The organism is Streptomyces sp. NPDC051907 (assembly GCF_040681075.1).
Lineage (GTDB): Bacteria > Actinomycetota > Actinomycetes > Streptomycetales > Streptomycetaceae > Streptomyces.
Genome location: NZ_JBFAYB010000003.1, coordinates 130,439 through 142,783, shown reverse-complemented (window position 1 = coordinate 142,783; position 12,345 = coordinate 130,439). Strand labels below are relative to the sequence as shown.

13 protein-coding genes are annotated in these 12,345 nt (G+C 72.1%); 6 read left to right on the top strand and 7 right to left on the bottom strand.

Features of this window, described 5'->3' with window-relative positions:
* Positions 1-24: 24 nt before the first annotated feature.
* Together AB0M39_RS03220 and AB0M39_RS03215 are read right to left on the bottom strand one after the other, a co-directional pair.
* Entirely contained in the window at positions 25-768 is a 744-nt protein-coding gene (locus AB0M39_RS03220) for a bifunctional DNA primase/polymerase (protein ID WP_365359555.1), read from the bottom strand.
* Positions 769-908: 140 nt separating this feature from the next.
* Positions 909-1,514 carry a TetR/AcrR family transcriptional regulator gene (locus tag AB0M39_RS03215; RefSeq protein WP_365359553.1) on the bottom strand — a complete coding sequence of 202 codons (606 nt, stop codon included), beginning with the start codon at positions 1,512-1,514 and terminating at the stop codon, positions 909-911.
* A 232-nt stretch (positions 1,515-1,746) separates the two neighbouring features.
* On the opposite strand from AB0M39_RS03215, the gene ddaH reads away from it, so the two are divergent.
* Complete coding sequence (ddaH, locus tag AB0M39_RS03210) at positions 1,747-2,613, top strand: dimethylargininase (RefSeq protein WP_365359551.1); 867 nt, start codon at positions 1,747-1,749, stop codon at positions 2,611-2,613.
* A gap of 211 nt (positions 2,614-2,824) precedes the next feature.
* Here ddaH and AB0M39_RS03205 read toward each other — a convergent pair whose 3' ends face one another.
* The 3 genes from AB0M39_RS03205 to AB0M39_RS03195 form a co-directional block, all read right to left on the bottom strand.
* Positions 2,825-3,832 (bottom strand): small ribosomal subunit Rsm22 family protein, encoded by a 1,008-nt coding sequence (locus AB0M39_RS03205; protein ID WP_365359549.1) that lies wholly within the window; start codon positions 3,830-3,832, stop codon positions 2,825-2,827.
* 194 nt (positions 3,833-4,026) lie between these two features.
* The gene (locus AB0M39_RS03200; RefSeq protein ID WP_365359547.1) at positions 4,027-5,325 is read right to left on the bottom strand and encodes a multidrug effflux MFS transporter; all 1,299 of its coding nucleotides are present in this window, start codon (positions 5,323-5,325) and stop codon (positions 4,027-4,029) included.
* 200 nt (positions 5,326-5,525) lie between these two features.
* Positions 5,526-7,178, bottom strand: a complete 1,653-nt coding sequence (locus tag AB0M39_RS03195) for an alkaline phosphatase D family protein (RefSeq protein ID WP_365359545.1) — start codon at positions 7,176-7,178, stop codon at positions 5,526-5,528.
* 132 nt (positions 7,179-7,310) lie between these two features.
* Between AB0M39_RS03195 and AB0M39_RS03190 the strand changes: the two genes are divergently transcribed.
* The 3 genes from AB0M39_RS03190 to cutA all read left to right on the top strand — a co-directional run bounded on the left by AB0M39_RS03190 (position 7,311) and on the right by cutA (position 9,718).
* Positions 7,311-8,063 carry an SDR family oxidoreductase gene (locus AB0M39_RS03190; protein ID WP_365359543.1) on the top strand — a complete coding sequence of 251 codons (753 nt, stop codon included), beginning with the start codon at positions 7,311-7,313 and terminating at the stop codon, positions 8,061-8,063.
* Positions 8,064-8,325: 262 nt separating this feature from the next.
* Positions 8,326-9,261, top strand: coding sequence for a hydroxymethylbilane synthase (gene hemC, locus AB0M39_RS03185; RefSeq protein ID WP_365359541.1), 936 nt, complete (start codon positions 8,326-8,328; stop codon positions 9,259-9,261).
* A gap of 133 nt (positions 9,262-9,394) precedes the next feature.
* On the top strand, positions 9,395-9,718 hold the full coding sequence (cutA, locus tag AB0M39_RS03180; protein WP_365359539.1) for a divalent-cation tolerance protein CutA: 324 nt from the start codon (positions 9,395-9,397) through the stop codon (positions 9,716-9,718).
* On the opposite strand, the gene AB0M39_RS03175 is transcribed toward cutA, so the two are convergent.
* The gene (locus AB0M39_RS03175) at positions 9,719-10,981 is read right to left on the bottom strand and encodes a helix-turn-helix domain-containing protein (RefSeq protein WP_365359537.1); all 1,263 of its coding nucleotides are present in this window, start codon (positions 10,979-10,981) and stop codon (positions 9,719-9,721) included.
* A gap of 181 nt (positions 10,982-11,162) precedes the next feature.
* Here AB0M39_RS03175 and AB0M39_RS03170 point away from each other — a divergent pair, with 181 nt between their 5' ends.
* Both AB0M39_RS03170 and AB0M39_RS03165 read left to right on the top strand, forming a co-directional pair.
* Positions 11,163-11,582 (top strand): ATP-binding protein, encoded by a 420-nt coding sequence (locus AB0M39_RS03170; protein ID WP_365359535.1) that lies wholly within the window; start codon positions 11,163-11,165, stop codon positions 11,580-11,582.
* A complete protein-coding gene (locus AB0M39_RS03165; RefSeq protein WP_365359533.1) occupies positions 11,579-11,839 on the top strand; it encodes a hypothetical protein in 261 nt (86 codons plus the stop codon). Before AB0M39_RS03170 ends, AB0M39_RS03165 begins: the two co-directional genes overlap by 4 nt.
* Positions 11,840-11,911: 72 nt before the next feature.
* Here the strand turns inward: AB0M39_RS03165 and AB0M39_RS03160 are convergent, their stop codons facing one another.
* Positions 11,912-12,265, bottom strand: a complete 354-nt coding sequence (locus tag AB0M39_RS03160) for a hypothetical protein (RefSeq protein ID WP_365359531.1) — start codon at positions 12,263-12,265, stop codon at positions 11,912-11,914.
* Positions 12,266-12,345: the final 80 nt, after the last annotated feature.

The following is a 12,345-nucleotide window of genomic DNA, read 5'->3' as shown; positions in this document are numbered from 1 at the left end:
CCCCCCGGCTCCCGTCCTCGGCTGTCAGCGGCGCAGCGGCCAGGCCACCTCGTGGCCCTCGCTGTCGCCCGCGTACCGCGCGCACGCGTCCGTCAGGGTCTCCAGCAGCGTCAGCGGATCCGGCAGCGGATGCTCGAGCCCCCGCACCCAGCTCACGCCGAGGTCGTCGGGGAGCCGCGCGGGCGGTACGAGGACATAGCTGCCGCGGCAGTGCCAGCGCAGCCCGGGGTGCTCGTCCATCGTCTCCGGGTGGCAGTCCAGCTCGCACGGCCACCACTCGTCCTCGTCCTCCGGGGTGCCCCGGGTGGCGGTGAAGAAGAGCATCCGGTCCCCGCCGGACTCGGCGACCGGACCGACGTCGATGCCCTGTTCGAGCAGGCGGGCCAGAGCGCTGCGACCGGCGTCCACGGGGACGTCGAGGACGTCGTGGACCATGCCGGTCGCGGTGATGAAGTTGGCCTGCGGCTGGCCGCTCGCCCAGCGCTGGATCTGGGCGCGGTCGGTCGTGGACTGCGTCTGCCAGGCGAAGGAGACGGGGTGCCTGGCGGGGGTGGGACAGCCGACGCGCTCACAGGAGCATCGGAAGCCGACGGGATGCGCGGCCGGTGCGATCGGCAGTCCAGCGGCGGCGGCGGCCAGGAGCAGGGCCTCGCGCTGCGAGTCCTCGGCGTCCGTGTTCTTGGGGCGCCGGCGCAGCCACTGGGGCAGCCTGCTCTCCCGGGACACTCTGCTCTCCGTGCCGCGGTAGCGGCCGATACCGTCGCCCATCTATCCCCTCACACCTCGTGCTCGCCCCAGGTGGACTCTCCCCATGGTCCCACCATCCTGCTCCCCGGGTGGCCACGATCCCCAACCGGGGTACTCATCGGTATCTGCCGGAGGCAATCACGGCCGTCCGGCGGGGGCAGTCACGGGCGGGGGGCGAGGCCGTTCAGGGCGTAGTCGACGATCTCGTCGGCGTACTCGTGGGTGAGCGGGAGCGTGCGCAGCAGCCAGCGGTGGGCGAGCGGTCCGGTGAACAGCTCCAGGGCGATGCGCAGGTCGATGCCGGTGCGCACCTCGCCGGTCTCCTGGGCGGCCCGCAGCCGCTTCACGTACAGCTGGAGCTGGGGCTCGAGGAGCTTGTGCACGAACTGGCCGGCCAGCTCGGGGCTGACCACGCTCTCGGCGGCGAGGGCGCGGGCGGGGGCGTCGTAGGCGGGGCTGTTCATCTCGTCGACGGTGGCGCGCAGCACGAGGCGCAGGTCGGCGGCGAGGTCGCCGGTGTCGGGGATCTCGGTCTCGCCCTGCGCGGCCTGCTCGGCGAGGTCGAGGAAGGCTTCGAGGAGGACGGCGGCCTTGGAGGGCCACCAGCGGTAGATCGTCTGCTTGCCGACGCCGGCGCGGGCGGCGATGCCCTCGATGGTCGTCTTGGCGTAGCCGATCTCGCCGACGAGGGCGAGGGCGGCTTCGTAGATCGCGCGGCGGGAGCGCTCGCTGCGGCGAGTGGAGTCGGGCTGCCTGGAGTCGGTCATGGCGTCAATCTACCAATGGGGAACCGAGACGTATCGTCTCCGAATCTCCCGCGGCGCTCCCCCAGCACTCCCCCGGCGCCCTCCCGGGCGAGCGCGTCGAGGGGTGTCGCCTCGCAAGTCGAGGGATGTGGCCTCGTAAAGCGGATGAATCACCCGATCGGTCCACATCCGGATCAGCTCGCAGGCCCGACCATGGCAGCAGCCGACCGACTCGTCCGTGAGGAGCCCTCATTTGCCACACCATCGCCCGGCCGCCCCGCAGCGAGGCGCTTCGCTCCACCCCACACCTCGTCAGGCCACCCCGCGGCGCTATCTGATGTGCCCGCCGGCCCACTTCAAGGTCACGTACTCCATCAACCCCTGGATGGACCCGGCCAAGCCCGTGGATCTGCCGCTCGCCCTCGCCCAGTGGGAGGACCTGCGCGATCGCTACCGGGCGCTCGGCCATACCGTCGAGCTCCTCGACGCCCAGCCCGGACTGCCCGACATGGTCTTCGCGGCCAACGGCGCGACGGTCGTCGACGGCCGGGTGCTGGGCGCGCGCTTCGCCCACCGGGAACGGGCGGGCGAGGCGGGCGTCCATCTGGACTGGTTCCGCGCGAACGGCTTCGCCGACATCCACGAGCCCGCGCACGTCAACGAGGGCGAGGGCGACTTCGCCGTCACCGCCTCCTATCTGCTGGCCGGCCGGGGCTTCCGCTCCAGTCCGCTCTCGCACGACGAGGCCCAGGAGTTCTTCGGCCGCCCGGTCATCGGCCTGGACCTGGTCGACCCGCGCTACTACCACCTGGACACCGCGCTGTGCGTCCTGGACACCGCGGGCGACGAGATCATGTACTACCCCGGGGCCTTCTCGCCCGGGAGCCGGTCGGTGCTGGCCCGGCTCTTCCCCGACGCACTGATCGCGGACGAGCAGGACGCGGAGCAGCTCGGCCTGAACGCGGTGAGCGACGGCCGCCATGTGCTGCTGCCGCAGGCCGCGCTGGGCCTGTTCGAGCCGCTGCGCAGCCGGGGCTTCGAACCGATCGGCATGGACCTGGGCGAACTGCTCAAGGGCGGCGGCAGCGTGAAGTGCTGTACGCAGGAGCTGCGCCCCTGAGGGCGGCGGCCCTCGGGAGCGGCGGCGGGGCGGGTCCGACGGGCCCGCCCGGCCGCGACGTCCGGCGGGCCCGCGGGCCTGCCGCGACGGTCCGCGTCAGTCGTAGCTGTCCGGCGGGCACGCCGCACTGCCGCGACGGTCCACGTCAGTCGTCACGTCAGTCGTCGGCGTCCGCCACGTCGTGTCCGCCGCCGGGGCGCGACGGTCCCCTTCAGTCGTCGGTGTCCGCCGGCGGGGGCCACTCGTCGCCCCAGGACGCGTTCCGGGCCGCGCGGTAGACGTCGCCCTGGCGTTTGGCGACCTGGTCGCGGCGCAGGCCCTCCTTCTGGGTGCACAGGTCGAGCAGGACCAGGCCCTTGCGGATCTGCGGCTTGCGGGTGATCCGGGCGGGCGTGGGGGACGCCGGGAAGCGGACCGCCGCGACATAGCTGAACTTCTCGTCCTCGTACGGCAGCGAGCCGCCCTTCACCTGGCGGTGCAGGGAGGAGCGCGCGACCCGGGCGGCGAAGTGGCACCAGTCCGTGCCGGGCACGATCGGGCAGTCCGCGCTGTGCGGGCAGGGCGCGGCGACCCGCATGCCCGCCTCGATCAGCCGGTCGCGCGCCTCGATGACACGGGCGTAGCCGTCGGGCGTGCCGGGCTCGACGATCACGACGGCCTGGGCGGCGCGAGCCGCCTCGGCGACGACCGCGGCGCGGTCCTGATCGGTGAGCTCGTTGAGGACGTACGAGACCGTCACGAGATCACTGCTCTCGATTCGGAGCGCCGAGCTGATCCGTGCGCGCTGCCATGTCACGTCCCGCAGCGCGGGCGACTGGGAGGCGACGGCCAGCTCGCGGCCCAGCGCCAGCGCGGGCTGGGCCCAGTCCAGGACCGTGGTGCGCACCCCCGACGGCCACGCTTCCGCCACCGCCCAGCTCGCCGCGCCCGTACCGCCGCCGATGTCGGTGTGCGTGGCGGGCGACCAGTCGGGGGCCGCCGTCCGCAGCCCGGCGAGCGCGGACCGTACGGCCTCGAAGGTCGCGGGCATCCGGTACGCGGCGTACGCGGCGACGTCGGAGCGGTCGCGCAGCACGGGGGCGTGGGTGGGAGTGGCTCCCCGGTAGTTGGCGATCAGCCGGTCGACGGCCTGCGCCGCCTGCTTCGGCGGCAGCCCGTCGAGCAGCCCGGCGAGGGCGCCGCGCAGGGATTCCGCGTCGGGGAGGGGGGTGACGTTCACCGCCGAATTCTAGGCACGTCCGACGATCAGAGCGCCGCCGGGCGTCTGCGGGGCCGCCTCGGGACACCCGCCGACCGTCCGCGGCCCGGCTCCCGACAGTCGCCGACCCCCGCACCTCCCGGGACCGGGGAGCGCGAACCGGGGCCGGGCACCGGGGGCCGGGACCGCAAGACCGGCACCAGGCACCGGGCCCGCTAGACCGCCTCCGCGCGCTGCTGCCACGGGCGGCACAGCCCCAGGAAGCACGCCACCGCTCCCAGCGCGCACGTCAGCTGGACCACGGCCATCGGGACCGCCGTCGCCTCCCCCGCGATCCCCACGAGCGGCGAGGCGACGGCGCCGATCAGGAACGCGGACGTGCCGATCAGCGCGGACGCCGAGCCCGCCGCGTGCGGGGTGCGCAGCAGGGCCAGGGCGTTGGTGTTGGGCATCGCCAGCCCCATCGCCGACATCAGCACGAAGAGGCCGACCGCGACGGGGAGCAGCCCCACCTTCCCGAAGACGCCCGCCGTCATCAGCAGCAGCGCGGTCGACGCCAGCACGATCACCGTGAGGCCGAAGCCGAGCGCCTTGTCCAGGCTGACCCGGCCCACGAGCAGCTTGCCGTTGATCTGGCCGACCGCGATCAGGCCGACGGAGTTGACGCCGAAGAGCAGGCTGAAGGTCTGCGGGGACGCGCCGTAGATCTCCTGCACCACGAACGGCGAGGCCGAGATGTACGCGAAGAGAGCGGCGAAGGCGAGGCCGCCGGTGAGGGTGTAGCCGGTGAAGACGCGGTCGGAGAGCAGTCCGCGCATGGTGCGCAGCGCCTGGCCGACGCCTCCGCTGTGCCGCTTCTCCTCGGGCAGCGTCTCGTGCAGCCACTTCGCCGCCACGAGTGTGAGCAGGACGCCGACGCCGGTCAGCACGAGGAAGACGCCGCGCCAGTCGGTGATCCGCAGCACCTGGCCGCCGATGAGCGGCGCGATGATCGGGGCGGTTCCGGAGATCAGCATCAGGGTGGAGAAGAAACGGGCCATCTCCACGCCGTCGTACAGATCGCGGACCACGGCCCGCGCGATCACGATGCCGGCCGCGCCGGCCAGCCCCTGGAGCAGCCGGAAGCCGATCAGCAGCTCGATGGTGGGGGCGAGGGCGCAGATCGCGGTGGCGGCGACGTACACGAGCATGCCGACGAGCAGCGGGCGGCGGCGTCCCCACCGGTCGCTCATCGGGCCGACGACCAGCTGGCCCAGCGCCATGCCGGCCAGGCAGGCGGTGAGCGTGAGCTGGACGGTCGCCGCGGGCGAGCCGAGCGAGGCGGTGACCGCGGGCAGAGCCGGGAGGTACATGTCCATCGAGAGCGGCGGCAGCGCGGTGAGACCGCCGAGGACGAGCGTGACCAGGAGGCCGGCGCGGCGGGCCGCGGTCTGGGGGGCCGTCTCAGAAGGAGGTAGGGGCGCCGGGTCGGCGCCCGATATCGGTCCTGGTGTGCTCTGGCCGCTCTCCGGCATCGACGTCTCCTGTTCTCGGCATCGGTGCCTATGCTCTCAGCTCGTCTGCCCTCAGCTAGTCCGCAGTGGTCGAACCTCTTGTCGGTTCGCTGTGACGCGGACACGGTGACGCGGAGCTGGTGGCGCGAACACGGCGACGCGGACGCTCGACGCGGTACGGGACCGCGTCGGCGTCCGCTTCCCCGGGGCGGCCGCGGGGCTCACGCCGGCTTGAGCCCCTGGTCGCCGACCTCGGTGACGAAGGAGGCGGCGGTGACGATGGCCGAGCCCGGCGTGGTGACGTGCGTGAGCGTCCTGAAGTCGGCGCGCGCCCGCTCCTCGCCGAGGGCGACCCTCACATAGCCGCGGCGGCCGTTGTAGAACTTCAGATGCGGGTTGGCCTTGGTGTACGTATCCCAGCTGGACGGCTTGTCCGCGCCGTCCTTCCCGCTGGAGATCGAGGTCGCCACGATCTCCGTGCCGACGGTCTTCGCGCCGGGCGTGCGGTAGTCGCGCTTGACGTCGAAGGCGTACGCCACATGGACGTCGCCCGTCAGCACCATCAGGTTCTCGACGCCGGCCGCCTCGGCCCCGTCGAGGATCCGGTCGCGGGAGGCGGGGTAGCCGTCCCAGGAGTCCATGCTGACCTTGGCCACGGGGTTGAGGTCCAGCAGCCGCTGGGCGAAGGTGACCTGCTGCGGCACGACGTTCCACAGGGCCCTCGACGCGTGCCAGCCGTCGATCAGCCAGCGCTCCTGGGCCGCGCCCGTCATGGTGCGCGAGGGGTCCTCGGACTCCGGCCCTGGAATGTCCAGGCCGTCGCCGTACGCCTGGTCGGAGCGGTACTGGCGGGTGTCGAGGACGTCGAACTGCGCGAGCCGCCCGAAGTGCAGCCGGCGGTAGAGGCGCATGTCGTGACCGCTGGGCCGCTGCGGCCGGCGCAGCGGCTGGTTCTCCCAGTACGCGCGGTAGGCGGCGGCCCTGCGCAGCAGGAACTCCTCCGGCGGGACGTCGTTCTCGGGGATGTCGTCGGCGTAGTTGTTCTCGGTCTCGTGGTCGTCCCACGTGACGACGAAGGGGTGGGCGGCGTGCGCGGCCATCAGGTCGGGATCGGACTTGTAGAGCCCGTAGCGCAGCCGGTAGTCCTCGAGGGTGGCGGTCTCGCGGTTGTAGTGGGCGGGCAGCAGCCGGTCGGTGTAGTTCCTGGCGCCGCCGACGGCGTTGACGGGATACTCGTAGAGGTAGTCGCCGAGGTGGAAGACGACGTCGAGGTCCTCGTCGGCGAGGTGCCGGTACGCGGTGAAGTAGCCGTCGTGGTAGGCCTGGCAGGAGACCGCGGCCAGCTTGAGCTCCCGGATGCGGGCGGAGCGGGCGGGGGCGGTGCGGGTGCGGCCGACGGGGCTGATCCAGTTTCCGGCGCGGAAGCGGAAGTAGTAGACCCGGTCGGGGTCCAGGCCCTCCGGCTCCAGGTGGACGCTGTGGTCGAGCTCCGGGTGGGCGGTGACGGTTCCGCGGCGCACGACGCGGGCGAACCGGGCGTCGCGGGCGATCTCCCAGCGGAGGGTGAACCTGGCGCGGGGCATTCCGCTGCCGGGCTCGTACGGGCGGGTGGCCAGGCGCGTCCAGAGCACGACGGAGTCGGGCTTGGGGTCTCCGGAGGCGACGCCGAGGGTGAAGGGGTTCTCGGCGATCTTCTTCGAGTCCAGCTCGGCGGCGTGCGCGGAGCCGGGCAGATCGACGGCGAAGGCGAGGGCGGCGGCCGCGCCGGCGCTGGTGAGGAAGCGTCGGCGGCCGATGTGCCGGGCGGCCGCTCTGAGCTCGGGTGCGTGGGCTGAGGCGTGCGTGCGGGCGTGGTCGATCGTCGCGGGTGTCATCGGGCCCTCCCCTGACGGCTGTTGTCAGTCGCATTGGAGTGGGGGCCGACGACCCTGCGTTGTCGAGTACAGAACATCCGGATGGCGGTCGGATGAGTTCCCGGTACAGATACGCGACTACGCTGCGCGTCCATGAACGCAGGAGCGAGAATCGCGGTGGTCACGGGAGCGGGCTCGGGCATCGGCCGGAGCGTCGCGCTCGAGCTCGCGGGCGCGGGCTGGTCGGTCGCGGCGGCGGGCCGCAGGGCCCAGGCGCTGGCGGAGACCGCGTCGCTGACGGACGCGCAGATGCTGACGGTTCCGACGGATGTGACCGACCCGGAGGAGGTCGCCGCGCTCTTCGCCGCGGTGCGCGAGCGGTACGGCCGGGTGGACCTGCTCTTCAACAACGCGGGCGTGTTCGGCCCGAAGGGCGTGCGCTTCGAGGACCTGTCCTACGAGGACTGGCGGGCGGTCGTGGACGTGAACCTGACGGGAACGTTCCTGTGCGCGCAGGCGGCGTTCCGGGCGATGAAGGAGCAGTCGCCGCAGGGCGGCCGGATCATCAACAACGGCTCGATCTCCGCGCATGTGCCCCGGCCGCACTCGGCGGCGTACACGGCGACGAAGCACGCGACGACGGGCCTGACGAAGTCGCTGTCGCTGGACGGCAGGGCCTACGGCATCGCGTGCGGCCAGATCGACATCGGCAACGCGGCGACCGAGATGACGCAGACCATGCAGGCGGGGATCCTCCAGGCGAACGGGGAGACGGCGCCGGAGCCGGTGATGGACGCGCGGGACGTGGCGCGGACGGTACGGCATATGGCGGAGCTGCCGCTGGAGGCGAACGTCCAGTTCGCGACGGTGATGGCGACGAGGATGCCGTATATCGGGAGGGGGTAGGGGGGCGGCGGGCGGGCGCGGGGCCGGTCTCCGGGGGACCCTAGGCGCACCGGGCCTGGCCGGTCTCCGGGCGGCGCATGCAAGGACGTCAGGCCTGGCCGGTCCGGGGGCGACCCAGGCGCCGGCCGTGATCCTCGTACGCCACGCCCCTCGCCGTGTCGCGCGTTCGATCCGACGGCCGCATGTCGAACGTCAGTACCGCTCAACTCGCTTGACCTGCCCTTGAGATGAGCCGCGAGAAGGACGCTCTATGGTGGTCGCCATGTCCGCCCCTGAACTGATCCGCATCGTCTCCCGCTCCTCGCCCATGGCCCTCGCTCAGGTGGAGCGCGTACGCGCCGAGCTCGCCGCGCTCCACCCCGGCGTCCGCACCGAGGTCGTCCCCGTCACCACCTCGGGCGACCGCTGGATGGGCGATCTCGCCAAGCTGGGCGGGAAGGGCGCGTTCACCAAGGAGGTGGACGCCGCGCTGATCGCGGGAGAGGCCGATCTGGCGGTGCACTGCGTCAAGGACGTGCCGGCGGACCGCCCGCTGCCCGCCGGCACGACGTTCGCGGCGTTCCTCAAGCGCGACGACATCCGCGACGCGCTGGTGCACCCCGACGGCCTGACGCTGAACGAGCTGCCCGCCGGAACGCGCGTGGGCACCTCGTCGGTCCGCAGAATCGCCCAGCTCGCCGGCTCGCACCCGCACCTGGAGTGCGTGCCGATGCGAGGCAACGCCAACCGCCGCCTGGAGAAGCTGGCGGCCGGCGACGCGGACGCGCTGCTGCTGGCCGTCTCGGGCCTGGAGCGCATCGAACGCACCGACGTCATCAGCGAGATCCTGTCGGTGGAGACGATGTGCCCGCCGATCGGCGCGGGCATCCTCGCCCTGCAGTGCCGCGAGGACGACACGACCACGATCGACGCGGTGAGCGGCCTCGGCGACCCGGCGGCGTTCCGCGAGGCGACGGCCGAGCGGATGTTCCTCCATGTGCTCCAGGGCCACTGCAACTCCCCCATCGCCGGTTACGCGCTGTCCGAGCGGAGCGGCGACCTGTCGCTGCGCGCCCGGGTCTTCACCCCCGACGGCAAGACGGTGCTCAACGCCCACGAATGGGCGGGCCGCCTCGACCCGGCGACCCTGGGCACGTCGGTGGCGGTCGCACTGCTGCGACAGGGTGCGCGGGAGCTGATCGACGGCATCGCGCACTGAACGCGACCTTGCGGGGGGGCCGGGCTGTGCGCCGGGGAGAGCGTGTGGAGTCCTCGCGGCGGCCGGTTAGGGCTAGTTGGGCGCGCCGACGCTCCGGGTACGGTCCGAGGACGCCGTACGAAGGAGGCCAACCGTGGCTGAGTACCTGACCGTCCTGACGACCACCGACGCCGCCGAGAAGGCCCAGGCTCTGGCCGCCAGCGCCGTGGAGGCCAAGGTGGCGGCCTGCGCGCAGATCGACGGGCCGATCACCAGCGTGTACCGGTGGGAGGGCGCGGTGCAGACAGACCAGGAATGGCGCGTGCTGTACAAGACGACGGCCGAGCGGTACCCGGAGCTGGAGGCGCACATCAAGCAGGTGCACGACTACGACACCCCGGAGATCATCGCCACGCCTGTCACCCACGGGAGCGACGACTACCTGTCGTGGGTGCGCGAGGAGACGACCAAGGACTGATCAGGCGGCGAGTGCGGCGCGGATGGTCTCGGCGAGATCCCGCGCCGCACCGTGCTGTGGTGGCAGCAGCTCCGCGAGCGAGGCCAATCGTTCCCGGCCCATCGCCGTGGGCGTGGTCGTCGCGGCCTGCACGAACCGCTTGCCCACCTCCACGCCCTGGTCCACGTCGCCGGACACCACGTAGCCGGTGGCCACATCCGCCAGGACCGCGATCCTGACCTTGGAGTCGTCTCGGCCAAGGTGGGTGAGCGCGTCCTGCGCGGTCTGCTCCAGGTCACGGTGGCGCAGCCGGGCGTACGTGGAGACCATCAGGGAGCCCAGGCGGGGGCGCTGGTAGAAGCGAATCCACGCCTGTTCGGCATCGGGGTCGGCGTAGTCGAACGCCGTGGTGGCCCGGTCCAGGGCGCGCACCGCGCCCTCCCGGTCGCCGGTCGCGGCGGCCTCCTCGGCTTCGCGGGCGGCCAGCCAGGAACGGGCGGCGGCGTACCCGGCACCGCGTACGTGGGTCTGGGCGGCGGCCAGCATGTCCCGGGCCTTGTCCGCAGCCACCGCGTACGAGGCGTAGCCCATGGCCAGGGCTACGACCGCCGGCTGTCCGGCCTCCCGGCCAGCCAACGCGGCCGTCTTGTAGTAGTTCCGCGCGGCGTCCATGTCGCCCAGGTCGAAGGCAGCCCAGCCCGCCAGTGCGGCGGTCTCTCCGGCAGCCACGGTCAGCGCCTGCCGGTGAGGGCCGGAACGGGGAATCAGGGCGGTCAGGGTCTCCAGGTGGGTGCCCAGACGTTCGGCCAGCAGCCGCGCGGGAAGGTGGTGTTCGCTGACGAACATGTCAGCCGTGGCATCCACCAGCTTGTCCGTGACCTTGCCGTCCACCCTGGGGCCGGCGACCGCAGCGGCCAGCCGTCCCCATGGTTCGGCGGCCATCCCAGCAGCCAGCACCGAGACGCCGAGGAATTCTCTTCGCTCCACGGGGGATACCTCCTCCTGGTGTTCCAGCAGTACCGATGTTGACACGAGCCTTCGGAACCGGCGGCTGGCGGCCACCGCCCGCCGGACCTCCTCCACGGAGATGCCGTAGCCGCCTGCAATCAGTGCGTGCCAGTCCGGAATGGGGAGCCGCTTCTCCGTCTCCCACCGCTTGACGTTCTCCGGATCGACGTACCGGCCGCTGACCTGCTCCAAGTGCTCGGCCTGTTCGCGTCTGGTCCGCCCGGCCTCCTCGCGGAGAGCACGCAGCAGGTGGCCGATGCCGTCCGGACTCGTCATGCGCCGTCCTCAAGTCTCGTTCGTGATCCCGGGTTTCATCCTGGCCCTCTGAACTGGCCCCCGCTGGAGAACGCACCCTTTTCCGGCCCTCCCAGCCAAGCCTGACAGGTCGTTGAACTAGTCATGTGCCCACTCCTTTCCAGGGGGACACGGCTCTTCGCCCACGACCGACGAGGCCCTGATGACTGTGACCGCTTCCGCTCGCCCCACCGGGCACCCGGGCTACAGCGAGACCCTGCCGTGCGAGGAGGCCAGCGTCTCGGCCGCGCGTCGGCTCGTCCGTACGGCGCTCGCCGCCTGGCAGCTGGACCACCTAGCCGACGACGGCGCCCTGATCGTCTCCGAGCTGATGACCAACAGCGTGGAGCACACCAAGTCCCGCAGCGTCCGAGTCACCGTCAGCCGCCCCACCCCGGACTGGGTCCGGGTGGCGGTCGTGGACAAGTCCCGCGCCCAGCCCGCACCTCGTACGGCCTCCACCACGGACACGGACGGGCGCGGCCTGGTGGTCGTGGAAGCACTCTCGGAGCGGTGGGGAACGGACCTGCTGGGCTGGGGGAAACGGGTGTGGGCAGAGCTGCACACGAAAGCCGGGCAGTGACCGGGCAGCCCATGGGCGGCCTGCCGGACGTGGCCCGGCTCCGCCCCCGCCAGCAGATGGCCATGGACTGCGCCCGCTGCGGCCGTCCCCTGGGCCGGAACGGCCGTATCTGGGGCGAGGTGCGCCACCTCGGCCTGCTGTTCCGGCTGTGGATCTGCGAGCCCGAGTGCCGGCCTGCGACGGGCCAGCCCATGGCGTCACCTGAACCGCTGCTCCGTCTCCGGACGCCGAACACCCCGGAGCCGGGGTGGCCTTGACCGCCTCCCTCCCCGCCACCCCCGTCGGGGAGGGAGGCCCCACTCTTCCTGCCCGGGCGTCGTTCTCAGGGGTCAGACGGTCTGCTCGATGCGCTCGAAGATGTCCGAGTCCGTCTCCTGCTGCCAGGCCGGCAGGTCGGCCCAGTCGGCGACGTATCCGGGCTTCGGGTCCTCGAAATGCTTGAACATCTGGGCGGTCCAGCAGATCGCGACGAAGCGGCCCTTCTGCTCACGAGTGAGCCGTGTGGCGTGCCCTTCGCTGATCCTGATGAAGTCGCGTACCTGTCCGTACACGGCGGCGGCAGCCTCGCGCTCCCACTCGGGTGTCTCGTCCCACGGAGTGACGTAGCCGGGCTTCGGCTCACCGGGGTAGTGCTTGTTCACACCGGCGATCCACGCCTCACGGAAGATCCGACCGTCACTCATGCACGTGTCCCTCTCGTCATGCGGTGCGCGAAAGCGCCGCGATTCGTTGATCCAGATCGGAGACTCGACCGCAGGATGTC